The 26,010-nt window shown below is 48.1% G+C and carries 26 protein-coding genes; 18 read left to right on the top strand and 8 right to left on the bottom strand.

Translation table 11 applies throughout. The annotated features are described in order from the left end of the window. Positions 1-91 precede the first annotated feature (91 nt). The 4 genes from L6442_RS14410 to L6442_RS14425 all read left to right on the top strand — a co-directional run bounded on the left by L6442_RS14410 (position 92) and on the right by L6442_RS14425 (position 5,627). Complete coding sequence (locus L6442_RS14410) at positions 92-1,252, top strand: type III polyketide synthase (RefSeq protein ID WP_212981264.1); 1,161 nt, start codon at positions 92-94, stop codon at positions 1,250-1,252. After that, the gene (locus L6442_RS14415) at positions 1,245-1,970 is read left to right on the top strand and encodes a methyltransferase domain-containing protein (RefSeq protein WP_212981263.1); all 726 of its coding nucleotides are present in this window, start codon (positions 1,245-1,247) and stop codon (positions 1,968-1,970) included. The genes L6442_RS14410 and L6442_RS14415 overlap by 8 nt, the downstream gene beginning before the upstream one ends. Positions 1,971-2,345: 375 nt before the next feature. Continuing rightward, positions 2,346-3,494, top strand: a complete 1,149-nt coding sequence (locus L6442_RS14420; protein ID WP_212981262.1) for an NAD(P)/FAD-dependent oxidoreductase — start codon at positions 2,346-2,348, stop codon at positions 3,492-3,494. Positions 3,495-3,506: 12 nt separating this feature from the next. Then, entirely contained in the window at positions 3,507-5,627 is a 2,121-nt protein-coding gene (locus tag L6442_RS14425) for an MMPL family transporter (RefSeq protein WP_212981261.1), read from the top strand. Positions 5,628-5,638: 11 nt separating this feature from the next. Here the strand turns inward: L6442_RS14425 and coaA are convergent, their stop codons facing one another. Then, positions 5,639-6,562, bottom strand: coding sequence for a type I pantothenate kinase (gene coaA, locus L6442_RS14430; protein WP_212981260.1), 924 nt, complete (start codon positions 6,560-6,562; stop codon positions 5,639-5,641). Positions 6,563-6,884: 322 nt separating this feature from the next. On the opposite strand from coaA, the gene L6442_RS14435 reads away from it, so the two are divergent. The 6 genes from L6442_RS14435 to L6442_RS14460 all read left to right on the top strand — a co-directional run bounded on the left by L6442_RS14435 (position 6,885) and on the right by L6442_RS14460 (position 13,521). Further along, on the top strand, positions 6,885-7,820 hold the full coding sequence (locus tag L6442_RS14435) for a DNA-binding transcriptional repressor DeoR (RefSeq protein ID WP_194230840.1): 936 nt from the start codon (positions 6,885-6,887) through the stop codon (positions 7,818-7,820). Between the two features lie 273 nt (positions 7,821-8,093). Further along, positions 8,094-8,771 (top strand): deoxyribose-phosphate aldolase, encoded by a 678-nt coding sequence (gene deoC, locus L6442_RS14440; RefSeq protein ID WP_212981259.1) that lies wholly within the window; start codon positions 8,094-8,096, stop codon positions 8,769-8,771. Positions 8,772-8,922: 151 nt separating this feature from the next. Beyond that, entirely contained in the window at positions 8,923-10,104 is a 1,182-nt protein-coding gene (locus L6442_RS14445; protein ID WP_194230838.1) for a NupC/NupG family nucleoside CNT transporter, read from the top strand. A 43-nt stretch (positions 10,105-10,147) separates the two neighbouring features. Further along, positions 10,148-11,329, top strand: coding sequence for a phosphopentomutase (gene deoB / locus L6442_RS14450; protein ID WP_212981258.1), 1,182 nt, complete (start codon positions 10,148-10,150; stop codon positions 11,327-11,329). A gap of 156 nt (positions 11,330-11,485) precedes the next feature. Beyond that, on the top strand, positions 11,486-12,193 hold the full coding sequence (gene deoD, locus L6442_RS14455; protein WP_212981257.1) for a purine-nucleoside phosphorylase: 708 nt from the start codon (positions 11,486-11,488) through the stop codon (positions 12,191-12,193). Between the two features lie 26 nt (positions 12,194-12,219). Next, positions 12,220-13,521, top strand: a complete 1,302-nt coding sequence (locus L6442_RS14460) for a pyrimidine-nucleoside phosphorylase (RefSeq protein WP_212981256.1) — start codon at positions 12,220-12,222, stop codon at positions 13,519-13,521. Between the two features lie 59 nt (positions 13,522-13,580). On the opposite strand, the gene L6442_RS14465 is transcribed toward L6442_RS14460, so the two are convergent. The 3 genes from L6442_RS14465 to L6442_RS14475 form a co-directional block, all read right to left on the bottom strand. Next, positions 13,581-13,883, bottom strand: a complete 303-nt coding sequence (locus L6442_RS14465; RefSeq protein ID WP_237100317.1) for a DUF4190 domain-containing protein — start codon at positions 13,881-13,883, stop codon at positions 13,581-13,583. A 130-nt stretch (positions 13,884-14,013) separates the two neighbouring features. Continuing rightward, the gene (locus L6442_RS14470) at positions 14,014-14,376 is read right to left on the bottom strand and encodes a DUF4190 domain-containing protein (protein ID WP_237100318.1); all 363 of its coding nucleotides are present in this window, start codon (positions 14,374-14,376) and stop codon (positions 14,014-14,016) included. A 155-nt stretch (positions 14,377-14,531) separates the two neighbouring features. Next, a complete protein-coding gene (locus L6442_RS14475) occupies positions 14,532-15,407 on the bottom strand; it encodes an AraC family transcriptional regulator (protein WP_212981254.1) in 876 nt (291 codons plus the stop codon). 131 nt (positions 15,408-15,538) lie between these two features. Between L6442_RS14475 and L6442_RS14480 the strand changes: the two genes are divergently transcribed. The 5 genes from L6442_RS14480 (at position 15,539) to L6442_RS14500 (ending at position 19,304) form a co-directional block, all read left to right on the top strand. Continuing rightward, positions 15,539-16,597, top strand: a complete 1,059-nt coding sequence (locus L6442_RS14480; protein WP_212981253.1) for a Gfo/Idh/MocA family protein — start codon at positions 15,539-15,541, stop codon at positions 16,595-16,597. Continuing rightward, positions 16,594-17,451 (top strand): sugar phosphate isomerase/epimerase family protein, encoded by an 858-nt coding sequence (locus tag L6442_RS14485; RefSeq protein ID WP_212981252.1) that lies wholly within the window; start codon positions 16,594-16,596, stop codon positions 17,449-17,451. Before L6442_RS14480 ends, L6442_RS14485 begins: the two co-directional genes overlap by 4 nt. Before the next feature lie 30 nt (positions 17,452-17,481). Next, entirely contained in the window at positions 17,482-18,354 is an 873-nt protein-coding gene (locus tag L6442_RS14490; protein ID WP_194230831.1) for a sugar phosphate isomerase/epimerase family protein, read from the top strand. A gap of 186 nt (positions 18,355-18,540) precedes the next feature. Further along, a complete protein-coding gene (locus tag L6442_RS14495) occupies positions 18,541-18,957 on the top strand; it encodes an SRPBCC family protein (protein WP_194230830.1) in 417 nt (138 codons plus the stop codon). Positions 18,958-18,959: 2 nt separating this feature from the next. Next, positions 18,960-19,304, top strand: a complete 345-nt coding sequence (locus tag L6442_RS14500; RefSeq protein ID WP_194230829.1) for an ArsR/SmtB family transcription factor — start codon at positions 18,960-18,962, stop codon at positions 19,302-19,304. Between the two features lie 336 nt (positions 19,305-19,640). Here L6442_RS14500 and L6442_RS14505 read toward each other — a convergent pair whose 3' ends face one another. From L6442_RS14505 to L6442_RS14520, 4 genes are all read right to left on the bottom strand, one after another. Then, positions 19,641-20,285 carry a helix-turn-helix transcriptional regulator gene (locus tag L6442_RS14505; RefSeq protein WP_212981251.1) on the bottom strand — a complete coding sequence of 215 codons (645 nt, stop codon included), beginning with the start codon at positions 20,283-20,285 and terminating at the stop codon, positions 19,641-19,643. A 110-nt stretch (positions 20,286-20,395) separates the two neighbouring features. Next, a complete protein-coding gene (locus L6442_RS14510; protein ID WP_212981250.1) occupies positions 20,396-20,635 on the bottom strand; it encodes a DUF362 domain-containing protein in 240 nt (79 codons plus the stop codon). A gap of 22 nt (positions 20,636-20,657) precedes the next feature. Then, positions 20,658-21,731, bottom strand: a complete 1,074-nt coding sequence (locus tag L6442_RS14515) for an Mrp/NBP35 family ATP-binding protein (protein WP_272880335.1) — start codon at positions 21,729-21,731, stop codon at positions 20,658-20,660. Positions 21,732-22,102: 371 nt separating this feature from the next. Continuing rightward, positions 22,103-23,293, bottom strand: coding sequence for an IS701 family transposase (locus L6442_RS14520; protein ID WP_237100135.1), 1,191 nt, complete (start codon positions 23,291-23,293; stop codon positions 22,103-22,105). 384 nt (positions 23,294-23,677) lie between these two features. Here L6442_RS14520 and L6442_RS14525 point away from each other — a divergent pair, with 384 nt between their 5' ends. From L6442_RS14525 to L6442_RS14535, 3 genes are all read left to right on the top strand, one after another. Then, complete coding sequence (locus tag L6442_RS14525) at positions 23,678-24,025, top strand: globin domain-containing protein (protein WP_212978079.1); 348 nt, start codon at positions 23,678-23,680, stop codon at positions 24,023-24,025. 165 nt (positions 24,026-24,190) lie between these two features. Continuing rightward, positions 24,191-24,733: an NADPH-dependent FMN reductase gene (locus L6442_RS14530; protein ID WP_212978059.1), complete on the top strand. Its 543-nt coding sequence runs from the start codon at positions 24,191-24,193 to the stop codon at positions 24,731-24,733. Between the two features lie 293 nt (positions 24,734-25,026). Next, on the top strand, positions 25,027-25,995 hold the full coding sequence (locus L6442_RS14535) for a M15 family metallopeptidase (protein WP_212978058.1): 969 nt from the start codon (positions 25,027-25,029) through the stop codon (positions 25,993-25,995). Positions 25,996-26,010 lie beyond the last annotated feature (15 nt).

Genomic DNA, 26,010 nt, shown 5'->3' on the forward strand with positions numbered 1-26,010 from the left:
ATAGACTTGTCTCACAAACATTCCTTTATTAAAGGTATGGAGCGGTTTTGCAATTCATGGATGATCACAGGAAAGAGAGGTGGAAAAGCGGATGAAAGATCCCATATTTGAAGGGGAAGCAGCAATTACCGGCATCGGTACAAGCATTCCGCCGAATAGGCTGGAACAGCATGAAGTGTTTCAAAGAATTGAAGAATCCTGTCAGACCGATGAGCATGTCATGCGCTGGGCCCGTAGAATCTTCAGGCAATGCGGAGTAGATACGCGTTATACCTGCGAGCCTGATTTTTTGGCGGAAGCGGGAACATGCCGCTATATGCCGGGCGAGGATGGGAGATTGGTTCCGACGACTTCGGAGCGCATGGAGTTGTACCGGAAAGAATCCGTTCCTCTTGCCCTGAAGGCAGCTGAGGAAGCGCTTGCCGATGCCCGGCTGGATCCTGCCGCCGTCACGCATCTCATCACCGTCAGCTGTACCGGACAGTTCCTGCCGGGGCTGGACGCGAGGTTGGTCCATGAGCTTGGATTATCCTTACGGGTGAACCGGATCCCGTTAATATTTCAAGGCTGCAGTGCTGGTCTGAAAGCTATACAGCTGGCCAAAAGCATTGTTGAAAGCGATGCAACCCACGTCGTTCTGGTCGTCTGCGTCGAGCTTTGCACGATTCATTTTCAGCCGCCAAGCTCGCGGGAAGCGCTGTTTGGCGCTTCGTTCTTCGGTGACGGAGCCTCGGCCTGCATCGTCCGCAGCGTTTCAAATGGCGAGGAGCATATGTTTCGATTGGGAAAAGGACAGTCGGTACTCATTCCTGGCTCTGAAGCGGAAATGACCTGGAAGGTGGGCGATCAAGGATTTGATCTCTTTTTATCGCCTGCGATTCCGAAGCTGCTCCGCACTTTTTTGCGGGAGGAAGTCCAGCATCTGCTGGATGGCCGGACTTTGCCGCATCTGTGGGCCATTCATCCGGGAGGAAGAGGGATCGTCGACGCCGTGCAGGACATGTTTGCCTTGGATGATTCTCAGGTCTTCTTTAGTCGCGAGGTTTTGCGGCGTTACGGAAATCTATCCTCAGCCACGATTTTGTTTGTATTGAAACAGATGAGGGAGAACCTTATTTTGCATGGTGAAAATCAGGCCCATGGAATATCGCTTGCATTTGGCCCGGGATTGACCGCTGAACTGCTCGCTTTTTCTTATGCTGCAAATACGGAAATGCTTGAGGTCTCCGGAAAAGATGCTGCCTATGTTTAGGGATCTAAGCCATCGATCGGTTAGGGCGGAATATATGGATGATTTCAGTTCCGGAGGTGAGGAGCTCTCCGAGGCGCTGCGGCATCTGCGCAGGCTGAACCGGATATTTGGCGCATCTGCGCCGCTTCTGTACGGCATCAATGAACTCTGGGAGCGCTCAGGCCGTCCGACGAGGCTGCATGTGATGGATATAGGGGCCGGTTCCGGAGAAATAAACCGCGGTTTGCTCCGCTGGGCCGATCGAAACGGCATTCAAATGCGCATAACGTTGGTGGACATGACTGAGGAAGCGTGCGTGGAGGCCCGGGTGCTTTTCAAGGATGAACCAAGAGTGAAGGTGCTTCGGAGCAATGTGTTTGAAACTCAGGAAGAAGCTGCCGATATTCTAATCTCTTCACAATTTCTGCATCATTTTGCGGATGAAGAGCTGCCGGAGGTAACCGGCCATATGCTGCGGTCCTCCAAACTTGGCGTGGTTATCAGCGACATTCACCGGCATTGGATCTCCTGGTCTGCGGTTTGGCTTGTGACTCGGCTGATTTCGGCCAACCGCTACATTCGCCATGACGGCCCGCTTTCAGTCGCCAAAGGTTTTTGCGCCAAGGACTGGAATCAGCTTGGCCAGGCGCTGGGTAAACGCGGAAACTATCATTTGAAATACTCTTGGAGGCCCCTGTTCCGGTACAGCGTTGTGATTTCCAAGGAGGCAGAGTTTTAGAAAACGGATATTTTAAATTTGTGCGTGTTCAAAAAGGTCGGTTTTTTCAGCACCGAGAAGATTGGATAAAGCTAGGGACGAAAGGAGCGGAGCGTACGTAGTGGGTACGTGAGCACCTGAAATGTTTCCGGAGGAAACATACTTCGTAAGCATTCGCTTAGGCCCGGCTGAATTTAAGATTCGATGCGAAAGCCAACTTCCCGATTCACTTCGTGTTAGATATAGAATTTATTCGTTATCAGCGTAGCTGATGAAATTCTATATCGCAAGAAAATCTACCTCTGGATCGCGGTCGCTCATCCTTGAATTACTTCGATCGGTTTTCTTATCAAAAGTGAACTTTTTGAACAACCTCTAGATGGGGAGGGGCAGCGGATGCCTGACGCAGTGGTAATTGGGGGAGGCCTGGCCGGGAGCAGTCTGGCGATCCGCCTCGCGCACCTCGGATGGAAAACCTTGTTGCTGGATCGTCAAACTTTTCCGCGCCATAAAGCTTGCGGCGAATTCCTGTCGCCGGAAACCCAAGGGATATTCAAGAAGCTTGGCGTTCTGGAGCTGCTAGAAGAATTAAACCCTGCGCGAATCGTGAATACGCGTATCGGATTCAGGCATGGCGGGCTTGTCGAAGCGAAGCTGGACGAACCTGCATGGGGCCTTAGCCGCTATGCCTTGGATACCGTGATGCTGCAGGCGGCGGAAGATGCCGGGGTGTCTGTATGCACGGGCACATCGGTTTCCAGCGTTGTCGCCGAAACAGGAGGTTTCCGAATCGGAATCCGAAGCGGCGGCTTCTCTGAAGTGCTGCATGCCCGAACCGTTTATGCGGCTTGGGGCGCGCATCCGCGCACAGATCTGATTGCTAAAGCGCCTGGACTGGGAGGTAAAGGAAGGCAGGCCTATATTGGGCTTAAAGCCCATTTCAGCGGCATACGTCTTGACGAAGCCGTAGAGCTTTATTTTACTCGCGGCGGTTATGTCGGAATATCATCGGTGGAGAACGGGCTGGCGAATGTTGCAGCGCTTTTGCCGCTTGAGTGGGCACGAGGGAAAGGCAACTCCGTATCGGAGCTTTTAAAATCAGCTGCGGCGGAGAACAAACGCTTATCGGAGAGACTGAGCGGAGGACTTATATTGCCTGATACCCAGGTGTCATGCGCACCCGTTCACTTATCTGCCAAATGTCATGCCTGGGGCATTATTCCCCAAGTGGGCGATGCAGGCGCGATGATCCCGCCGTTATTCGGAGACGGAATGTCATCCGCGCTTCGTTCCGCAATCAGATGCGCTTCTTATGGAGATCGCTTTCTCCGGGGCATGATATCGATGGATGCCTGGAAGACGGCCTACCGCTCAGATATGCATAAGGAATACGCCGCCATATTACGGTGGGGACATTTATTGCAGACCCTCGGCCATATGCCGGTCGTCCCGCGAATATGGACAGCCGGAACCCGGCTATTTCCGCAGCTGGCCAGATTTATGGTTCGGGCAACCCGGTTAAACGGGAAAACTCCGCTGCTATAAGGAGACAGGGATATGGGAAAAATGGAGATTCACTTCATTAAACGCTTTCCGGGTATGATCTTGTTATGCTGGACAGCGTTTTTTGTTGTTTTCGGATCTTTGTCCGTCCAGCTTCCGTCCGCCGTTCAAGGTCCCGGTTTATACACGCATGGAGCCTCGCATGAGGTTCAGAAGATTTTGGAGGAACGCTTGGGCATCCTTCCCGAACCGATCATCATACTCTTTAATAAGCAAGCCGAAGTGAAACAAACCATGTTTGAACAAGCTATAGGCAATACGCTGCATAGCATAGGCCGGTTGAACGGCATGACGTTCTTGATGTCACCGCTGGACCATCCGGAGCTTATGAACGATGATGCCGCTTATGCCCTGATCGGGTTCGGGAATTCTCCGGAACAACAGCAGGCAATTTCCAAGCAAATTCGCCGTCTGCTGCCGGAATCGGAGGGCATTAGCGTCCAGCTTACCGGTAAAACGATCATCCAGGAGGATGTGAACAAATCGAGCATGCATGATTTTATGGTGGCGGAACGCATAGGGATTCCGGCGGCCTTCATCATTCTGCTGCTCGCTTTTGGAGGCATTTTATATGCCCTCATTCCAGTACTTATGGGATTGCTGACTGTTTCCGCCGCAATGGGACTGACGGTGGTCATCAGCCGTATTTGGGGTTTGGAGCTGTCCAACTTCATCCTGAATGTCATCCCAATGACGGGTCTTGCGCTCAGCCTTGATTTTGCTTTCATCATCACCAGCCGTTTCCGGGAGGAGATGGGCAAGGGCGCCAACCCGGAGGAAGCGCTCCGCGCCACATTAAGTACCGCCGGCAGGGCGGTTTATTTTTCAGCGGTTTGCGTGGCATGCGGGTTAATAGGCGTCTCCTTCATTCCGATGCCGATGTTTGAAAGCGCAGCCTTATGCTCGCTCATTGTTGTCATTTTGGCGGCCGCGATCAACCTTAGCTTGGTTCCGGCACTGCTTGTATTGATGTCGCCGCTCATCAGACGAAGCCGCAGCGCAGTAAAATTGCCCGGGCCCAGCTATAAGTTGTGGTTATTCTGGGCTGACCGGGTCATGCGAAGGCCGCTGCAGGTGATGGGGGCCGCCGGCCTTATGCTTCTCGTTTTGCTCCTGCCGGCGTTTGGGCTGGTCACAGAAGTTCCGGATGCAAGTTCACTTCCGGCGGCTGCCGAATCCAGACAGGCCGAAGAGACGATCCGAGCCCGTTTTCAGATGGAAGGAAAGTCGGAAGTGCTCGCCGTACTCCTAGCGGCAGGAAATTCATTCACGCAGACAGAGCTGCAGGCAGCTTCCGATTGGTTCAAAGAAGTGAATCATGATGTTTCCGTCATCAGCGTCAAACCATTGTCAGGGCTGCGGAGCGGCCAATCAAATGAATCGGCATTAGGGGACCTTGCTGTATTCCGAATTACATTAACGGGCAAGCCAGGCTCTGCGGAAGTCCATCAGTGGCTGCGGGATGCTGAACAAAAAGCTGCCCGCTCAGGGGTCCGCATTTGGCTTGGCGGAGAAGCCAAATCCATACAGGAAGTCAAAGATGCAGTTGCGCATTCACTTCCCAATATGCTGGGATTTATCGCTATTTCCAATCTATTGGTACTGTTGATGGCTTTCCGTTCGTTCCTGATCCCGCTAAAAGCATTTATGATGAATATACTCAGCATCTTGGCTTCTTTTGGCGTGTTGGTATTGGTGTTTCAAACGGGGAGCACCGGCCTGCCACCGGAGAAGATCGCCATTATGGTGCCGGTATTCGTTTTTGGTCTGGTATTTGGCGTAAGCATGGATTATGGAGTGTTTTTACTGTCGAGGATGTCTGAAGCATTTGAGGAAACAGGGGATGCTGATGAAGCGATCCGCCGTGGCATGGCCGCGACGGGAAAGATTATTACTTCGGCGGCGGCCATTCTCATAGCGGTTACATTACCGTTTGCATTCGGCGAGGTGGTAGGAGTCAGGCAGCTTGGCGTCGGAATTGCATCTGCCGTTCTGATCGATGTGACCTTGATTAGGCTGCTGCTGGTTCCATCGCTGATGAGGCTGCTTGGGCATTTGAACTGGTGGATGCCGCGCTGGCTCCTTTTACTGCTTCCGAACCAGCGCCGAAATTGATTTTCCGATTGTTACTTGCGGAGCAGCACCTGATCGATATGATGATCAGAACCTTTTTTGATGATGAGTCGGGCACGTTCCTTCGTTGGCAAAATATTTTCATGCAAGTTTTTGGCGTTGATATCCTCCCAAATTTTCTCCGCCGTACGAGCGGCTTCTTCCTTGGAGATCGACGCATATTTGCGAAAATAGGAGCGGGGATCCTTAAAGGCCGTATCCCGGAGCATTTGAAATCTTTCAATATACCAATTGCGGATATCTTGTTCGTCCGCATCGATGTAGATAGAAAAATCAAAAAAATCGCTGACGAAAGTCGGCTCCTGCGTATTCACCTGCAGCACGTTGATGCCTTCCACGATCAAAATATCCGGCTGATCCACAAGCTGTGTCCGGTCGTTCAGCACGTCATAAGTCAAGTGGGAATATACAGGAACATGCAGGGCCGGCTCTCCCGACTTGACGCTGCTGATAAAATGCATCAGCTTGTTGATATCATAGCTTTCAGGAAAGCCTTTGCGGTTCATAATGCCTTTGGCTTCAAGCACATCGTTGGGGTACAGGAAGCCGTCGGTTGTCACCAAATCGACCTTGGAATGTTCCGGCCAGCGCGACAACAGCGTTTGCAGCAGTCTGGCAGCCGTGCTTTTGCCTACCGCAACGCTGCCGGCAATCCCGATGACAAACGGAGCCTTGGGCGTAGGCGTGTTGAAGAAAGAATTCATTTTCGATTGAAGCTGCATAAAGGTAGTCGCGTACAAATGAATAAGCCGAGCCAGTGGAAGATACACCTTCGTCACTTCTTCGATCGAAATTTTTTCGTTTAACCCCTTTAATTTCTCGAATTCTTCCTCCGAAATGGAAAGGGGAGGAAGATCGCGGGACATGGCCCATGCAGTCCGGTCAAATTCATAATACGGGGAATATGTATTGTTCATAATAAGCTCTCTTTCTATCCAGGCTTACAATCCGGAAATCCGAAGCAAACAATGCCGTTTTGTATGGCGGCGGGACAAGCCAGCATCCGCAAAATATATATTCAGGAAAATAAGCCGACTGGACGTTTTTGTCTCAGATTTTGTTATACTGATAGAGACGGAAAATTCCGCAGTTACTATCTTAACATGTAAACAGCGCCGGAAAAAGCATATCTTCTGCAGCAGCAGGAAACGAGGAAGTTGATCGCAGCATGACTTTGTTCTGCGAAAGTTGAGTTTATCAGTACCGATTATAGAGATATAGAGACGGGTGAACAGAAAAATGGATATCGAAAAACAACGGTTATCGATTGAAGCAGCAAGACTTTACTACCAGTCGGATTTCAGCCAGCAGGAGATCGCGCAGCGGCTTGGCGTGTCCCGGCCAACGGTGTCCCGCCTGCTGCAGTTTGCGAAGGAACAGGGTTACGTCAAAATCGATATCGTAGATCCGCATGAGGATTTGAACGTGCTGTCTAAGAAACTGCAGAGCAAATTTGGATTGGATACGGTTCAGGTATGTTATTCGCCGCTGAACACATATGAAGAGATCAAAAAGCATGTTGCCAAACGGACGGCAGAATATCTGATCGAGACGGTCCAGGACAAAGACATAATTGGCGTGACTTGGGGGACGACCATGTATGCGGTTGCCCGGCAGCTTGAACCCCAAAACGTTAAAGGCGTCGAGGTCGTCCAGCTCAAAGGAGGCGTCAGCCATTCCCACGTCAATACGTATGCGGCGGAAACCGTGAACCTGTTTGCGGAAGCCTTTAATACCGTTGCCAGATATTTGCCGCTGCCGGTCATTTTCGATAATACGGATGTCAAACGGATCGTTGAAGAGGACAGGCATATCAGCCGGATTATCGAGCTTGGCAAACAAGCCAATATCGCGGTTTTTACGGTAGGAACGGTGAAAGAAGACGCACTCTTGTTTAGATTGGGTTATTTTAATGAAGACGAGCAGAATTTACTCAAAAAGAACGGGGTAGGGGATATTTGCTCCCGCTTTTTTGATAAAAACGGCAATATTTGCAGCGAGGAAATAAACAACCGTACGGTTGGCATCGATCTGCCTGAGCTCCGGAAAAAGGATAAGTCTATTTTGGTGGCGGGCGGGCAGCGCAAGGTCGAGGCAATCAAGGCTGCTTTGGCCGGGAAATACGCCAACATTTTGGTGACGGATCAATTTACTGCGCAATCCTTGTTAGCTTGAGAAGACATAAAATCTGTCATAAGTACATATGGCAGATTTTTTTTGCGCAAAATAGCTTGTACAGGTCACGAATCATTTTCACAAATCGTTCATGAACATAATTTCAATAGTGTGTTTACATATGTTCAAACGGGTGTTATGATAGTTCTGCAAATACAAAGATAGAATGAATCCTGCATGCAAACCGCCCGGTTCATTCTATATATAAAGCCCTTTCAAATTGTGAGAATTGGATAAACAAAGGGTAATTATTTTGTGAAGGAGATGGTATGAATGGCTAATCAGTCTGATCTTGCGGGCATGATCGATCATACGTTGCTTCGCGCAGACGCTACGCAAAGCGAACTCGCCAAATTAACCGAGGAAGCGAAGAAATACGAATTTGCTTCTGTATGCGTAAACCCGACATGGGTAAAATACGCGGCCGAGCAACTACAAGGAACGAAGGTAAAAGTATGTACCGTCATCGGCTTCCCACTGGGAGCAACAACTTCTGACGTCAAAGCATTCGAAACCAAAAATGCGATTGAAAATGGCGCCGGCGAAGTCGATATGGTGATCAACATCGGTGCATTGAAAGACAAGCAGGATGATTTCGTAGAGCAGGACATTAAAGCCGTGGTTGATGCCGCAGCAGGCAAAGCGCTTGTCAAAGTGATCATTGAAACTTGCCTGCTTAGTGACGAGGAAAAAGAGCGTGCTTGCCGTTTGGCGGTAAAAGCGGGAGCCGATTTCGTAAAAACGTCCACGGGATTTTCGACCGGAGGCGCTACGCCTGAAGATGTACGGTTGATGCGTCAGACGGTTGGTCCGAATGTTGGAGTTAAAGCTTCCGGCGGCGTCCGCAGCCTCGAAGACATGAACAAAATGATCGAAGCCGGCGCAAACCGGATCGGTGCAAGCTCCGGCGTTAAGATTATGGAAGGCGGACAGGCTGCAGGTTCTTATTAAACCGGTACAGCCCAATAACCTGCCGTTTGAAAAAAGCGGGGATTGCAAGATCCCGCTTTTCTATGAAACCTTTGGAAGCGCTTATATCAAAGCATTTTCATGACGGGATTAGAATTAATCCTCAACAAATTACAGACACAGGGAGACAGCCATGAAATATTTGATTGCGGTATTAGGTTTACTCGTCGTGTTTGCACTGTCATTCGTTGCCAGCAATAACAAACGTGGTATTCGCTATCGCCCCATTATCGTGATGGTTATCCTGCAGCTGATTCTGGCATTTTTCTTGCTGAATACGGTTGTCGGAACCGTGCTGATTAAAGGATTTTCCGATATATTCAACAATTTGCTTTTATATGCGGCTGAAGGCATCAATTTCGTCTTTGGCGGCATTGCGAATGAGGGACAAGCTCCGTTCTTCCTGAATGTGCTGCTGCCGATTATCTTCATCTCGGCCCTGATCGGGATTTTGCAGTATGTCAAGATACTTCCGATTATTATTCGTTTCATTGGACTTGTGCTCAGCAAAATTAACGGCATGGGCAAGCTTGAATCTTACAATGCCGTTGCGTCGGCCATTTTGGGCCAATCCGAAGTGTTCATCTCCGTCAAAAAGCAAATCGGACTTTTGCCGAAGCATCGTTTATATACCCTTTGCGCCTCGGCCATGTCCACAGTGTCGATGTCGATTGTCGGCGCCTACATGACGATGATCGATCCCAAATATGTCGTTACGGCACTGGTATTGAACCTGTTTGGCGGTTTTATCATCGCATCCATCCTGAACCCGTATAAAGTTACTCCTGAAGAGGATCAGCTGCAGGTACAGGAGGATGGCGAGAAGCAATCTTTCTTTGAAATGCTTGGCGAGTATATTATGGACGGCTTTAAAGTTGCCATCACCGTTGCGGCGATGCTGATCGGTTTCGTGGCGCTGATCGCCATGATCAACGGCATCTTTAACGGCATCTTCGGCATTACGTTCCAGGAAATGCTGGGATACGTATTCGCACCGTTTGCATTTGTAATGGGTGTGCCTTGGAAGGAAGCTGTCGACGCGGGCAGCATCATGGCAACCAAAATGGTGTCCAACGAATTTGTCGCTATGCTGGATTTGGGCAAACATACCGCCATGTCCGCACGGGCAACCGGCATCGTATCCGTCTTCCTGGTCTCGTTTGCGAACTTCTCTTCGATCGGCATCATTGCCGGCGCTGTGAAAGGGCTGCATGAAAAGCAGGGGAATGTCGTCGCACGTTTCGGTCTTAAGTTGCTGTATGGAGCAACGCTTGTCAGCGTTCTATCCGCAACGATTGCCGGCGTGTTTCTATAATCGCTTGGTATGAGTTATACTCAAATCGAAGGAGTGATTACAAATGGCAGAATTTAAACGCGTACACTTGATCGTAATGGACTCGGTAGGGATCGGCGAAGCGCCGGATGCCGCCCAATTTGATGATTTTGACGTGGATACGCTGGGGCATATCGCCAGAGAACGCGGCGGATTGAAGATGCCGAACATGGGTAAGCTCGGGCTTTCCAACATCCGTGAAATTCAGGGCATTGAAAAAGCGGATAAGCCGCTTGCGTATTATACGAAAATGCAGGAGAAATCCGCAGGCAAAGATACTATGACAGGCCATTGGGAAATCATGGGGCTTTACATTGATACGCCGTTCCGCGTATTCCCGGACGGATTTCCGGATGAACTGATCCAGCGAATTGAAGCCAAAACCGGCCGCAAAGTCATCGGCAACAAGCCGGCAAGCGGCACCGCCATTATTGACGAACTTGGCGAAGAGCAAATGAAAACGGGGGCGCTGATCGTTTATACATCCGCCGACTCCGTACTGCAAATTGCCGCTCATGAAGATGTGATTCCGCTGAAGGAACTATATGAAATTTGTGAGTTCTGCCGCGAAATTACGTTGGATGATCCATATATGCTCGGCCGTATTATCGCTCGCCCTTACGTAGGCCAACCGGGTTCATTCAAACGCACCGCCAACCGTCACGACTATGCATTGAAACCTTTTGAACGAACGGTTATGAACGAGATGAAGGATGCGGGTCTTGATGTGGTTGCCATCGGCAAAATTTCCGACATTTATGATGGGGAAGGGGTTACCAAAGCCATCCGCACGGTGTCGAACATGGACGGCATGGACAAATTGATCGCCACGATGGATGAGGATTTCACGGGTCTTAGCTTCCTCAATCTGGTGGACTTCGACGCAATGTACGGACACCGCCGCGATCCGCAGGGATACGGACAAGCGCTTGATGATTACGATGCGCGCTTGCCTGAAGTATTTGCGAAAATGACTGATGATGACCTTCTGGTCATCACGGCCGACCATGGCAATGATCCAACGTACCGGGGTACGGATCATACCCGTGAATATGTGCCTCTGCTCGTATATTCGCCGCGCTTCAAAAACGGCGGCAGCGAACTTCCGCTGCGGAAGACTTTTGCGGATATCGGCGCGACCGTAGCCGAAAACTTTGGTGTGAAAATGCCGGAATACGGAACAAGCTTCCTTAAAGATTTGAAGTAAGTTTCAGGCAGAGCGTGAGTTCATATCATTAATATAATTAATAACCCTGATATTTCGAAAGTAATAGGATGCAAGCCTAATGGAGCCATCAAGCGACGATAAGGGCACTTATAGTTTGACTTTCGAAATTCAGATTATCTGTCAGGAGGAGAAAAAATGAGCACTCATATTGGAGCAAAAGCTGGAGAAATTGCGGAAACGATTCTTATCCCTGGGGATCCGCTGCGGGCGAAATACATTGCGGAAACATATTTGCAGGATGTCATTTGTTATAACGAAGTCAGAGGCATGCTTGGTTTTACGGGAACTTATAAAGGAAAACGTATTTCTGTGCAAGGTTCCGGCATGGGCATCCCATCCATCAGCATCTATGTTAACGAATTGATCAATGAATACGGCGTGAAAAACCTGATGCGTGTCGGTACTTGCGGCAGTATGCAAAAAGACGTGCATGTGCGCGACGTTATTCTTGCTCAAGCATCCTGTACGGATTCTGGAGCGAACCGCCACTACTTCGGAGGATATGACTTCTCGCCGATCGCCAGCTTCCAACTGCTGAAAACCGCATATGAAAAAGGCGTGGAAAAAGGCTTGAAGCTGCATGTCGGCAATGTATTCAGTTCCGATATTTTCTACCGCGACGATAAATCGGTTGTTGAAAAGCTGATGCAGCACGGCATTCTCGGCGTCGAGATGGAAACGACCGCTCTATATACTCTGGCTGCCAAATTTGGGGTTAATGCATTGACTTTGCTCACCGTAAGCGATCACCTGCTGACAGGGGAAGAAACAAGTGCGGAAGAACGTCAAACTACCTTTAACGACATGATGGAAGTAGCTTTGGAAACAGCAATTACATTATAAACCATTGAAAGAGAGGCAAGATCACAATGAGAATGGTCGACTTGATTGAAAAGAAACGTGACGGCGGAGAACTGACAACTGAAGAAATCAATTTCATCATAGAAGGCTATACCAAAGGGGAAATTCCGGATTATCAGGTGAGTGCCCTCGCGATGGCAATTTTCTTTAAAGATATGACGCAACGCGAACGCGCGGATTTGACGATGGCAATCGTAAACTCCGGCGATACGATCGACTTGTCCGAGATCGAAGGCATTAAAGTAGATAAGCACTCTACAGGCGGCGTAGGCGACACGACGACCCTGGTGCTTGCTCCTCTGGTAGCGGCTTTGGATATTCCGGTTGCCAAAATGTCCGGCCGCGGTTTGGGACATACAGGTGGAACGATCGACAAGCTTGAATCTATCGAAGGGTTCCACGTTGAAATCGAACGCGAAGAATTCGTTGAACTGGTCAACAAACATAAAATCGCGGTTATTGGTCAAACCGGCAACCTGACGCCTGCAGACAAGAAGCTGTATGCCCTTCGCGACGTCACAGGCACGGTTAACTCCATCGCTTTGATTGCAAGCTCGATCATGAGTAAAAAAATCGCTGCCGGTTCCGACGCCATTGTGCTTGACGTTAAAACAGGGGCTGGCGCGTTCATGAAAACCGTTGACGATGCCAAAGAATTGGCTCACGCCATGGTAAGCATCGGCAACAATGTCGGACGCAAAACGATGGCGGTCATTTCCGATATGAGCCAGCCGCTTGGATTTGCGATCGGCAATGCGCTTGAAGTCAAAGAAGCAATCGATACTTTGAAAGGCCAAGGTCCGAAGGATCTGGAAGAGCTTTGCTTGGCACTGGGACGCCAAATGGTGTTCCTGGCAAACAAAGCAGACTCCCTGGAAGAAGCGGAAGAGATGCTGAAGGAAGTTATCAAAAACGGCAAAGCGCTCAATAAATTCAAGGAGTTCATCCAAAATCAGGGCGGCAACCCTGATGTGGTGGATCATCCTGAAAAACTCCCGCAAGCGAAATATCTCATTGAAGTTCCTGCAAAGGAAGACGGCGTTGTAGCGGAAATCGTTGCCGACGAGATCGGAACAGCAGCGATGTGGCTCGGAGCCGGACGTGCAACCAAAGAATCGGAAATCGATTTGGCTGTAGGCCTCATGCTCAATAAAAAAATCGGCGATCCGGTGAAAAAAGGCGAATCCCTTGTCACCATTCACGCTAACCGTGAAAACGTGGACGATGTAATGAACAAAATCTACGAAAACATCCGTATCGCCGATCATGCAGAAGCGCCAGTGCTGGTGCATGGCATCATTACGGAGTAAACCTCTAGATATTAATAAAAACCGGCTGTCTCAAACAGATGAGATAGCCGGTTTTTCGATTATTGAGGGACAACGAAATTAACCGCCACGATTAAAATCATAATGCCATACAACACGATGGATACAATACCGCACACCAATCCGCCAATTGCAAGGCCGCGCCCGCCTTCATGTTTGCTTTTAATATCTCTTAAAGCAAGGCTTGCGAAAACGATCGCAATGATGCCGAGAATAACGCCAAACCATGGAGAGACAATGCTGAGGATACCAAGCACAAGCGCAGCGATGGCTTTCCCGTTGGTTTTGGGAGGCTGCATAGAGGGGACTTGCTGAAACTGATTATATTGTCCGTTTGGATCCAAAAATGAGTTCCTCCTCGATATAAAATATAATGAAGCTTTATGTATCCAAAAATCTGCATTCAGAACATGAAAGGATTGAAGCTTGCCGCCTCAATCCTCTGTCTTGTTGTGTTATTCAAGTTTCATAAACTTAAGCTATATTCCAATTCGGTATTGTAGAAAGGACATCATAATAGCTGTCCGAAGCGCCAACCGCGATCAGGGCCAGGACCACAATCAGAATGATAATACCATATAAAGCCGTGCCGATGATGCCGCATACCAATCCACCGACCGCCAAGCCCTTACCGCCTTCATTTCTTTGTCTGATCTCCTTGAATGCCAGGCTGGCAAGCACAATCGCAATAATGCCCAAAATGAAGCCGACATAAGGAATCATAAGGCTGAGAATGCCGAGTACAAGCGCTGTGATGGCTTTACCGTTGGTTTTAGGCGGCTGCATGGGCGGCATTTGTTGAAATTGGTTGAATTGTCCCGATGAATATGGATCCAAAGATCTTTTCCTCCTCAAATAATCATACTTTATGTACATACATAGCTAACATCCAGAACTATTATACCCAGAAATAGACGGGTTGACTATGCAAATTGCCAAATTTTTTGTTCGACAATCACGCAATGGACGTAGAAACCGTTAACAACCCGCTATCATTCATGGAAGCTTTTACGCATTTCGGACGGCGAGACATGTTTGTATTTTTTAAAAGAACGGCTGAAATAATAGATATCTTTAAAGCCTGTAGATAATGCGATTTCGGAAATGTTCAAACGCGAGTTGCGCAGCAAGTATTCTGATTTATTGATCCGCAGCGTATTAATATAGTCGGTTACGGTTCGGCCTGTCAATTCCTTGAACAATCTGCTGAAATGAAAACGGCTGAGTCCGGCCAGACCGGAGAGCAGTTCTACGGTTAAGTCTTCGTGATAGTGTTCCTCAATATATTGAAAAACCGGCGTGAACCGTTCAAGATTTTTCAGGCGCAGCAGATCGTCTTCGGTTGTCATTTTGCTGGTGCCGTAACTGCGCAAGAGAATGGTCAGGATCCGGTACAAATAGGATTTGATGGACAGCTCGTATCCCAGCTCTCGACGGTTCAGCTCCCCAATCAAAGAAGAGATGCAGGTGATAATCTGCTCATCCCCGGTTATTTTGCTTTCGAAAATAATTTGGTTCTGTGAAATCGGTGTAATGAATTTCGTTTCGATGGCATCAACCGAGTGGCTGTGCAGCAGCTTGATATCGACGATCATCGCATAATAGACCAAATCATCGCATTGGCTTACCCCATAATGAAGATCTTTGGCGTTGACGACAACCAGATCGCCTTCGCCTACCTCAAAGGGAACGGAATTGATTTCTATAAGGGCAGAACCCTTCGTAAAATACAAGAATTCTATGTGATTATGCCAATGATGGGTAAACAGCGTTCTACCGTATTCGTTTGCAATGCAATGATGAACCTTGATGGGGAAGAAACGGTCTGGCATATCCATTGGTTCCTGAAGAGAAAGGGGTCTTTCCATAATGGTCACCTCTAAATCGCACAAAAGTCTAAATAATGAGCAAGGCATTACATGGCATACTTATCTATTAACATTATAATTCAATGTATAAGAAACATTAAAGCATGATTCATAAGGAGAGATGAATGCGAATGAGCAAAATTAGAGTGGGTATTATCGGTGCAGGTTCCATTTCAGAGTCACACATGAATTCTTATCACAACAATCCTGATGCCGAAATTGTGGCCATTTGCGACTTGAAAGAGGACAGAGCACAGGCAGCGGCCAAGAAATACGGCGCCCAGCACACATATACGGATTACAACGAGCTGCTGGCGAATCCTGAGGTTGATGCCGTAAGCATCTGTACTTGGAATAATTCGCACGCTGAAATCAGCATCGCGGCCATTAAGGCAGGAAAACATGTGCTGGTGGAAAAACCGCTCTGCCGTACCGTCGAAGAGGCTCTGGACGTACAGAAAACCGTACGCGAAAACAATAAGATTCTGCAAGTCGGCTTCGTACGCCGCTATGATCCGAACATCTCGCTGCTCCAAAGCTTTAAGGAAAAAGATGAATTCGGGGAACTCTATTATGCCAAAGCCTCCATTTTGCGCCGTTTGGGGAATCCGGGCGGCTGGTTTGCGGACAAGGAACGTTCCGGCGGCGGACCGCTGATCGATATTGGCGTACACGTCATCGACTTGTGCTGGTATATGCTCGGCAAGCCAAAAGTGAAATCGGTTACAGGAAACGTATACCAAAAACTTGGCAATCGTTCCAACGTCAAATTTTTGTCCTTCTACAAGGCGGCCGACTATGATGCCAATAAAAATACGGTCGAGGACCTGGCAAATGCATTGATTCGTTTCGAGAACGGCGCTTCGCTGATGGTGGATGTCAGCTACTCTCTGCATACCCAAAAGGAAGAGACAGCACTTAAGATTTATGGCACCAAAGGTGGATTCGAAATTGATCCTGGGCTGGTCATCGCTTCGGAGAAACATGACGTTATGGTAAACATCGAACCGCAAGTCGATAATAAAGGCTTTAATTTCGTGGCAGCCTTCCAAAATGAAATCGATCAGTTTATTCTTAATATTCAAAACAACAGAGAGCCGATCAGCCCTGTTGAGGACGGCGTGGAATTGATGAAAATTTTGACGGCCATTTATGAATCCGCTGAAAAAGGAGTGGAAATCCAGCTATGAAAATCGGAGTAAGCACGTACAGCCTGTATCGTCCCATTCATGAAGGTAAAATCACGGTCCTGGAAGCAATCGGAAAAATTGCGGAGATGGGCGGCGAGCATGTGGAGATCGTGCCGGTAGGCTATACGCTGACCGACAATCCGGAGCTGGTGGACCAAATCGTAGCCAAAGCCAAAGAGGTTGGCATCGACATTTCGAACTATGCCATCGGTGCGAATTTTGCCTTAGACAGCGAAGATGAGGTTGTGAAAGAGATTGAACGAGTCAAAAAAGAAGTGGATATCGCAGCGCGTCTCGGCGTGAAGCTGATGCGCCATGATGTTGCCAGTCGCAGCGACATTTCCATCAAACAATTTAACAGTGAAGTCGGACGTCTGGCGGAAGCATGCCGCCAAATCGCGGATTACGCGGCACAGTACGGCATTACGACCAGCGTGGAAAACCACGGATATTACATTCAAGCAAGCGATCGCGTCCAAACATTGGTGGAAGCCGTGGATCGTTCCAACTTCAAAACAACGCTGGATGTCGGCAACTTCATGTGCGTTGATGAGGATCCGGTCATTGCCGTACGCAAAAATCTCCCTTATGCATCCATCGTGCATATTAAAGATTTTTATTTGAGACCCGCCTCGCAAAATCCGGGAGAGGGCTGGTTTACTACGGCCGGCGGCAACTACCTGAGAGGGGCCATCGCCGGACATGGCGATATCAACTTGCGCGAATCGATCCGTTTGATCAAGGAATCCGGTTATGACGGCTATCTGTCAATCGAATTCGAGGGCATGGAAGATGCATACCAGGGAACCCGGATCGGACTTGAAAATGTAAAACGCTTCTGGGATGAAGCCTAATCCATAGATGGAAAGAGAGGAATAACATTCATGAACAATAAAATTGGTGTCATTGTGGACAGCTTCCGTGTAGGCGTCAGAGAAGGGCTGCAGCGCGCCAAAAAGGTCGGGGCGGACGGAGTACAGATTTATGCGGTTAGCGGCGAAATGGACCCGGCAAACCTGTCTGCGGCGCAGCGTAAAGAGCTGAAAGACTATATTGCTTCGCTTGGATTGGAAATTTCCGCGCTTGTCGGCGATTTGGGCGGATACGGATTTCAGGATAAAAGCGTCAATGCCGAAAAAATCGAAAAATCCAAACGGATTCTCGACTTGGCTGTCGATCTGGGCACGTCCGTTGTAACTACGCATATCGGAATCGTGCCTGAAGACAAGAATAGCGAAATCTATCAAAACATGCATGATGCTTGTGCGGAACTTGCTGCGTATGCAACAAGCATGAATGCATTCTTCGCCATCGAAACGGGTCCGGAACCTTCGGCAAGATTGAAGGATTTCTTGGATGGGCTTGGTTCCAAAGGCGTATCGGTTAACTTTGACCCGGCCAATATGGTCATGGTTACCGGCGACGATCCAGTGCAAGGTGTATATAACCTGAAGGATTACATCGTGCACACTCATGCGAAGGACGGAATCCGTTTGCGTGAAGTGCCTGCACATTATGTTTACGAATCTCTCGGTTATGATGCTCCAGTGAATGAAAACAACACGATCGTACCTGGCGAAGGGCAATATTTCCGTGAAGTTCCGCTCGGCGAAGGCGGCGTGAAATGGACGGAGTACCTGAACGCTCTGAAGGACATTGGCTACACAGGTTACCTGACGATCGAACGCGAAGTCGGCGATGATCCGGAAGCGGACATCTCCAAAGCAGTGCAATTTTTGAAACAATTTAGAGGTTAATATTTATACGGAAATCCAACAACATAGCAGTGGTGCCGTACGGAATGATTCCGTGGGCATCGCTGCCTTTTTGCATTATGGATAAAATTGGACTGATCAAACGCTTGATATGAAACCAAAAGGTTGTATATAATAAAAAAGAGAAACCAAAAGGTTTCATGTTAAAAAGAGAGGAACTGATATTTAATGGCAAACGGATTGCTGCCGGACATCCGGCATACGGGCGTTTTTAACGCGCCGATTGATAAGGTATGGAAGGCTGTTGCCACATCCGATGGATTGGCCGCATGGTTCATGCCCAATGATTTTGAGCCTGTCGTCGGTCATGAATTTCACCTCAATGCAGGTCCGTATGGAATGTCTCCATGCAAAGTAACGGAAATTGACCCGCCGCACCGCCTTTCGTTTGATTGGGGGAAGGATTGGCAGCTGACATTCGAATTAAAGGATATGGATGGGAAAACGGAAGTAACGATCATTCATTCCGGATGGAGCGAAGACACGGTTACGGAATTCGGACAACCGCATACGATCATACGCGGAAACATGGATAAAGGTTGGGAAGGACTGCATCGCAAATTGGGAACGTTTGTTGAGGGATAAGCATGGGAGAGCCGCAAGCAAAGCATGATGTTTTTCAAGCGATAGCGGATCCGACCCGCAGGCAGATGCTAAAACTTCTTGCGGATGAAGAGATGCCGGTGACGGCCATTAGCGGGCATTTCCCGATGAGCCGGACCGCGGTGTCCAAACATCTCCGGATTTTGTCGGAGGCGGGGCTCGTTAAGGACCGCAGGGTTGGAAGGGAAAACAGGTACAGGCTGAATCCGGAGCCGCTGCACGAATTGAAGCAATGGTATGCTTATTTTGAACGGTTCTGGGAGAATAAAATGGCTGCGCTGCAGTATTTGGTAGAATCGGATCAACCGGACGAAGCTAGTAAAGGATAAAAAAATCAAACCGGAAAACGCAAACCGGAAACCACAAACCGCAAACCTATGCTTTCACGGAATCCGGATCTTATCTAACGAAACCAGCAAGCGTTATTTAAGCATAAAAAGGCTTTTGAAAAATCTAATGAAACTAGGACACGCTATTGCGCAGAAAAGCGGGGGATCCTGCATTGATTTGTCTAAATAGCGATATGGAGTTTCGTTAGATTTGAATTGTCCCCGTATTAGCGGCAATAACGTGTCTCAGTTTCGTTAGCGCCATGAAAAAAGGAACTCCGCTTTAATGTGGCAGCTTCTCCATCACGGGAGTCTGCTTCCGGAATAAATTCCGGATTACTGCGGAAGTTCCTTTTTGTTTTTGATCGTATAAGCACATTTCTTATCGCCTTTTGCCAGACACTCCGTACGGCCAACCTCGGCGCCGAGGAGGGATTCGAACAGCTTCATCTCGCAGGCGCAGGCATGATTGTATTTTTTAGCGATTTGAGATATAGGGCAGTTATATTCCATCAGGGTATATTCATCTTCATTTTTCTTCTCAAGTTCAACCATATATCCGTTTTCATTCTGGATTTCGGCGAGAACTTCGACTTTTTCCGCAAAGCTTTTGCCGTGCATCTTCGCTGCATGGCTTTTGCGGAGCGATTCGCCGCGGCGGTCGAACAATCGGTCCACCATGTCGGAGCCGGCGTCGTTTTCAAGCTCACCAAGCAAATCCAGGGTTAAAGCGTAATATTTATTCGGAAAAAAGGAATCGGCTTGCTCCGTCAAAAAGTAAATCGCAGTAGGGCGGCCCATCGGCTGGCGTATCGTTTTGAATTCGATCAGACCTTCCTTTTCCAGCGTATTGATATGCCTGCGAACGGCCATGCTTGTGATCCCGATGAACTCGGTAATTTCCTTGGCACTGAGCTCGCCTTTGGTTTTCAGCAGCTGCAGGATTTTGTCCCGGGTTGAAATATCCAGTTGTTGACTCATATTTATCACCGCCTGTTCTGCTGTTTCCTTGTAAACTCTATTTGTAATAAACAGCCTGCCGATATGGGTATCAGCAGGCTGTAACCCTCAAAGGTATGATGAAACGAAATTTACTTGTTTTTATAGAAGTTTTCGGCTTTTTCGATAAAGCCTTTTTCCTCTTCAGGCAAATCCGCATCATAATATACCGCGCCGACAGGACAAGCTACCTCGCATGCCCCGCATTCAATGCAAATGTCGGTATCGATAAAATATTGATCCGGACCTTCCTCGATGCAATCTACAGGACAAACATCTACGCAATCGGCTGCTTTTTCATCGATGCAAGCCGAAGTAATAACGTATGCCATTTTTTTCACCCTTTCATTTTAGTTAATCTTTTTGTGTTTGAATGATGTTTTTTGCCAGTTCCGTGAAAATATGCCACTGGACACTGTTTTCAGAGAACAGGGCAGGGATGGAAGAATCGTCGCCCGAAACATCCATGGATTGAATCGGGACTTCCGCCAGCAGCTTGGTATTCAGCTGTTCGGCCAGCTTTTGGCCGCCACCGCGTCCGAACAAGTAATGGCGCTCACCTGCAGGGTCCGTAAAATAGGACATGTTTTCGATCACGCCAAGAATCGGATGGTTCGTTTGAATGGCCATTTCGCCGGCCCGCGCCGCCACATGATGTGCGGTCCCATGAGGCGTCGTAACCAGAATTTCCGCGCAATTCGGAATCCGGTTATGTACATCCAATGCCACGTCGCCCGTTCCCGGCGGCAAATCGAGAATCATATAATCAAGCGGTCCCCATTCCACTTCATTCAGGAAGGTGCCAAGCATTTTGCCAAGCATCGGTCCGCGCCAGACGACAGGTTTGTTGCCCTGAACGAAAAACCCGGTCGAAATGACCTTAATGCCTTGGCTTTCCACAGGAACGATCCGGTTGCCCTGCTTTTGCGGCAATTCCTTGATTCCTAGCATATTCGGAATGCTGTAACCGTAAATATCCGCATCAATAATGCCCACACGTTTCCCTTGCTTGGCTAAAGCGGCAGCGAGGTTGACGGTTACGGTCGATTTTCCGACCCCGCCTTTGCCGCTTGCGACCGCGATAAAGGTGACGCCTGAATCCCCGGCAACCAAAGGCGAGCTCATCAGCGTCGGTGCGCGGCGAACCGATTTATTCAGCTTAATAGCTATAATATCATTTTTTTCTTCGTTTGAAATAGCTTTGAAGCGGATATGCACATCGGTAATTCCTGTCTTTTTCACCGCCTGCGTAATTTGCTCTTTATATTCTTCCTCGCGGGAAGCGGCGTCAGGGGCTAGGAGCAACGTCATCGCGGCATAATCCTTATGCGTCGTGATGTCACGGATGAGCCCGAGTTCCGTTAGCGGCAACCGATGTTCATCATCTTTGATATGGGCGATAGCCGCGACCAGTTCATCTTTCGTCAATGTTTCCCACCCTCTATTCTCAGGTACGAGCCTTTCTTAAAATAGCTTTCATCTGTACAACTTATACCACGGTAATTGTAGAACACAGTGCGCATATAGTCAACATATATGTATAAAAAGTAAAACAATATTCGTGCCTGACTCTTGACAAAGCGTTTCCCGATTATGATAATTAATATACATTTATGTTTACTAATTCGATTTAATCGGCAAGTGGCGAGAACCATATGATTTGATACACCCATAAGAAAAATGCCTATCGACGCACTTCTTAGAAGCGGGGACCGCGTTTAGTGGTAATTTTTCTTAATAACTGTACATGCCAATAAACACTTCAAGAAATTGTAAATTCAAAAAAGCTGACAGTATCCCTATGCAGCTCTAAGCTGTGTTTGAATTTGAGCGAGAGCTACTCCGGATAGAGCTTGTTTATAGACATACTCAATCCAATGTTGCTTTTTTTCTCGTCGATATTGGTGCAATCCATCCAAAAGATTGCCCTGACCGCTGTAAATGCAGCACATCGAAACAAAAGATAGCAGCGCCCAGTAGCGATCGATCGCTTTCGTAGATCGAACCTGATATCGATCCAAGCCGAGGTGGACCTTCGCCGCTCGAAAATACGTTTCAATCGACCATCGCTTGCTGTAATAGCTCAGAATTTGCTTGTTGGTTAGAGAAACATCTGTACTTAGAAAAGCTTTTACTTGCTTTGGGTTCAGTTCTTCTCCTTCTTTCCAGCAGAAAAGAACGACTCCATTATCCAGCAAATTGAGCTTTCCTTCGTATCGATAAACGCGATAAGAGTCTACTCCGATGGTCACGAGATCGGTATCAGACTTCGAAATAAACGAAGCAAATTCTTTAATGGATTGGCGAATCCCTTGGGGGTAAATGATGCGATTGGTCTTCAGACCACTAATGACATGGAATCCTTGCTCGCTACTCACCTGAAGAACAGAGGCTGAAGGATACCACGAGTCCATTAATACGTACGTAGGGTGATGAGACCTGGGCACTTGCCGAATCATGTCACAAACCAGATCAATCTTGCTCTTGCTTTTGGATTCATAACGTTCTGTTGCAAAAGGATATACGACATCACCCGCCCGAAGCATGGCTTCCACTACAGCATGACCATAGACCTTCTTGCCCTTGAGATGAGAGTGGTGAAAGGCTGATCCCTGGATCGAGTCAACCGCCTGTGACGAAGGTTTGGTTTTTTCACACACCGTATCATCTACGAGGACAAAGATCGGACTGTTATTGTGTTTGGCGCTGAATTTGACTTGCTGATAGGCGATATTACGTACGATGTCCTTCAGGAACTGTTCATCCCACTTCCCATGGGATAAAAAATGGCTTAAGCTTCTGCGATCCCGATGGTGCAAGCTTTCACGATGTATGTCTGTTAAGGTACCTGTAAATCCAGATGACAACATGCCATCTACAAAGTGAGTGATGTGACTCATTACAGATTTGGAAAAATACAACGGGAGTTTCCATTGCCGAAAGATATTGTACCAATTGCGATGCTGTGTTAACGTATACGTATGAGACATTTCTTGTTCTCCTCTGCGTAGAGTGGTTGGTCGCACTTCTATTTTACACAGAGAGAATCAAGGATGTCTCTTTTTACATTTCATTACAGTGAATTTTGGCATGTACAGTTAATAAGCTTATTGGGGTCCCCGCAAAGTATTTGGAATAAGCATCGAAGCATAGGTTCCACTTTGTGGGGTTATTTTGCGATTATAGAATACTTAGGCTCCGCTTAAAACATATAATTTCTATAATCTTAAATATGAACAGACGCTTTTTGAGATGGAAGGAGGCTTGTTTTTTCATTGAAACCAGAACATAATCCGAATGCCGGAACGAACCAGGGGGAGCGCCGCGCAGAACGGGCAACGTCATATTACGAGCAAGCGGGAGGGGCTCCCACCATGCGCAAACTTGTCGAAGCATTTTATCCGAGAGTTGTTGAGCATCCGCTGCTGGCACCTTTGTTTCCCGAGGATATTCATCCGGTGATGGATAAGCAGGAGATGTTTTTGACCCAATATTTTGGCGGCCCTCAGCTTTACACGATGAAGGAAGGGCATCCCCGCATGAGAGCCAGACATATACGGTTTCCGATCACCCCTGACCGGGCGACGGCATGGCTGAGCTGTATGCAGCAGGCGATGGATGAGGTCATCGATGACAAAATGCTGCGCGAGCAAATGATGGAGCGTCTGGCCATGACCGCCTATTTCTTTGTGAATACGGATGAACAGGAAGCCGACTATTAATAGAGCTGACAGTACGGATAGTACATTCAAGCTGCAATTTGACGGAAAAAGGGAAACGAGTGCGATTATAACATCCTGACTTCTATATGGAACATTACCGCTGAAGGAACTCCCGTTTGCCGGCAAAATAAAGCGAAACTAACGAAAAAAAAGGAGACTGCCTTCATGAAGCTGGTTGGTATATCAGGGGCGATCATTGGAACCAAAACCGCCATTGTCGTCAATAAAGTATTGGAAGAAGTAAAGAAGCTTGATCCGGAAATCGAAACCGAACTGCTGGATATGAAGGAATATGATGTCCAGTTTTGTGACGGACGCGATCCATCCGCTTACACCGGAGATACCAAGAAAGTGATCGACAGCGTTATCTCCAGCGATTTTTGCCTTATCGGCACACCGATCTATCAAGCCTCTATGTCGGGCGTACTTAAAAATTTATTTGATCTCATTCCGCCATCGGCACTGCAGCAAAAGGTGATTGGATTCGTAGCGACGGGGGGGACTTACCAGCATTATCTCGTGATCGAAAATCAGCTCAAGCCGATCGCAGGCTTTTTCCGGTCCTATGTGGCCCCGGGTTATGTATATGTGCATGATGATCATTTTAACGAGTTCAGAGAAATTATCGATCCCGATGTGCTGGAAAGGATTGAGAGGCTTGCTTCAGAGCTTGTATTTATGCAAAAACGTCTGAAGACTGAGGCATAAGACTAGCTACATAGTTTGGGTTAACATGACAAATGGCCTGATCTAACTTTAGATCGGGTCTTTTTTTGTCATGATAGAATTTATAGGTTTTTAGGGTCCCCGCAAAGGATTTGGAATAAGCATCGAAGCGCATGCTCCACTTTGTGGGGTTTTTTGTCGTATAATGATATGGTATGTTAATAGAATAGTAGATTTTAGTCGATATTTGTAGATTTATGCATGAATCGAAAAGACGTAGGTTATGAAGTGATTTTCACATGAAGCAATTTTCATCGGAGAGAGGGGAACCGCATATGCGTAAAAAATACGCGGCCACTTTTATCGTGGCTGTATTGATTGTTGGGGGAGGCCTTTTTGCATGGGGGCAAAACCATGCCTCAGACGCAGGGAGTACAGTGGTAGAGAAGGCGCCAGTGTTGTCGCAGCAAAAGCAAAATCAGGAAAAACAAGCCGCTCAACAAGATCGGAAGACGGCGGCAGCATCCGACACAAAAACGCAGAAACCATCCCAGAGCACAAACGGTAAGGCCGTTTCATCCGGACAAGCTGTCAATAGCAAGACGTCTGTTCATCAGTCTTCGGGAGACAAGTCAAGCGAGAGCGCTGCTAAAGGATCGAGTAAGACTGGCGGCAAAAATAATTTTATCAACACATACAGTGTGGAACATGTGGTATCCAATCCGGAAAGCATCGCGGTGCTGGTGAATAAAACCTACCGGCTTCCCGCAGGTTATGTGCCATCCGATCTGGTGTATCCTAATGTTCCTTTCACTTTTTCCGAGAAGCTTGAGAAACGCAAAATGCGCAGGGAAGCGGCGGTTGCCCTCGAGAAGATGTTTGCAGCCGCGAAAAAGGATGGGATAAGCCTGGCGGGAGTGTCCGGATACCGTTCGGAATCCCGGCAAACGACATTGTACAACAACTATGCCAAAAAGGACGGAGTAAAAGCTGCCGATACGTACAGCGCCCGTTCGGGACACAGCGAGCATCAAACCGGTCTGGCGATCGACGTGTCGGGAATCACTGGCAAATGCGCGGCACAAAGCTGTTTTTCAGGTACCAAGGAAGCCAAATGGCTGGCCGAACATGCGCAAGAATACGGATTTATCATCCGGTATCCGGAAGGCAAGGATGCGATTACCGGTTACAAATACGAGCCATGGCATATCCGGTATGTGGGAACGAAGCTTGCTGACGAGGTCACCAGCCGCTACATGACCCTGGAGCAGTATTTCGGCAGCTCAGTCCCTGTATCCAAGTAAAGCTGATAGAGATAT

This window comes from Paenibacillus azoreducens, assembly GCF_021654775.1.
In the GTDB taxonomy this organism is placed as follows: domain Bacteria; phylum Bacillota; class Bacilli; order Paenibacillales; family Paenibacillaceae; genus Paenibacillus_AQ; species Paenibacillus_AQ azoreducens.

Excerpts from the sequence above, each read along its gene's own strand:
- L6442_RS14535 (WP_212978058.1), top strand. The coding sequence starts at position 25,027 with ATGCGTAAAAAATACGCGGCCACTTTTATCGTGGCTGTATTGATTGTT.
- coaA (WP_212981260.1), bottom strand. The coding sequence starts at position 6,562 with ATGAACAATACATATTCCCCGTATTATGAATTTGACCGGACTGCATGG.
- deoB (WP_212981258.1), top strand. The coding sequence starts at position 10,148 with ATGGCAGAATTTAAACGCGTACACTTGATCGTAATGGACTCGGTAGGG.
- deoD (WP_212981257.1), top strand. The coding sequence starts at position 11,486 with ATGAGCACTCATATTGGAGCAAAAGCTGGAGAAATTGCGGAAACGATT.
- L6442_RS14445 (WP_194230838.1), top strand. The coding sequence starts at position 8,923 with ATGAAATATTTGATTGCGGTATTAGGTTTACTCGTCGTGTTTGCACTG.
- L6442_RS14490 (WP_194230831.1), top strand. The coding sequence starts at position 17,482 with ATGAACAATAAAATTGGTGTCATTGTGGACAGCTTCCGTGTAGGCGTC.
- L6442_RS14510 (WP_212981250.1), bottom strand. The coding sequence starts at position 20,635 with ATGGCATACGTTATTACTTCGGCTTGCATCGATGAAAAAGCAGCCGAT.
- L6442_RS14480 (WP_212981253.1), top strand. The coding sequence starts at position 15,539 with ATGAGCAAAATTAGAGTGGGTATTATCGGTGCAGGTTCCATTTCAGAG.
- L6442_RS14520 (WP_237100135.1), bottom strand. The coding sequence starts at position 23,293 with ATGTCTCATACGTATACGTTAACACAGCATCGCAATTGGTACAATATC.
- L6442_RS14460 (WP_212981256.1), top strand. The coding sequence starts at position 12,220 with ATGAGAATGGTCGACTTGATTGAAAAGAAACGTGACGGCGGAGAACTG.
- deoC (WP_212981259.1), top strand. The coding sequence starts at position 8,094 with ATGGCTAATCAGTCTGATCTTGCGGGCATGATCGATCATACGTTGCTT.
- L6442_RS14475 (WP_212981254.1), bottom strand. The coding sequence starts at position 15,407 with ATGGAAAGACCCCTTTCTCTTCAGGAACCAATGGATATGCCAGACCGT.
- L6442_RS14495 (WP_194230830.1), top strand. The coding sequence starts at position 18,541 with ATGGCAAACGGATTGCTGCCGGACATCCGGCATACGGGCGTTTTTAAC.
- L6442_RS14530 (WP_212978059.1), top strand. The coding sequence starts at position 24,191 with ATGAAGCTGGTTGGTATATCAGGGGCGATCATTGGAACCAAAACCGCC.
- L6442_RS14500 (WP_194230829.1), top strand. The coding sequence starts at position 18,960 with ATGGGAGAGCCGCAAGCAAAGCATGATGTTTTTCAAGCGATAGCGGAT.
- L6442_RS14505 (WP_212981251.1), bottom strand. The coding sequence starts at position 20,285 with ATGAGTCAACAACTGGATATTTCAACCCGGGACAAAATCCTGCAGCTG.
- L6442_RS14410 (WP_212981264.1), top strand. The coding sequence starts at position 92 with ATGAAAGATCCCATATTTGAAGGGGAAGCAGCAATTACCGGCATCGGT.
- L6442_RS14485 (WP_212981252.1), top strand. The coding sequence starts at position 16,594 with ATGAAAATCGGAGTAAGCACGTACAGCCTGTATCGTCCCATTCATGAA.
- L6442_RS14425 (WP_212981261.1), top strand. The coding sequence starts at position 3,507 with ATGGGAAAAATGGAGATTCACTTCATTAAACGCTTTCCGGGTATGATC.
- L6442_RS14420 (WP_212981262.1), top strand. The coding sequence starts at position 2,346 with ATGCCTGACGCAGTGGTAATTGGGGGAGGCCTGGCCGGGAGCAGTCTG.
- L6442_RS14415 (WP_212981263.1), top strand. The coding sequence starts at position 1,245 with ATGTTTAGGGATCTAAGCCATCGATCGGTTAGGGCGGAATATATGGAT.
- L6442_RS14435 (WP_194230840.1), top strand. The coding sequence starts at position 6,885 with ATGGATATCGAAAAACAACGGTTATCGATTGAAGCAGCAAGACTTTAC.
- L6442_RS14525 (WP_212978079.1), top strand. The coding sequence starts at position 23,678 with ATGCGCAAACTTGTCGAAGCATTTTATCCGAGAGTTGTTGAGCATCCG.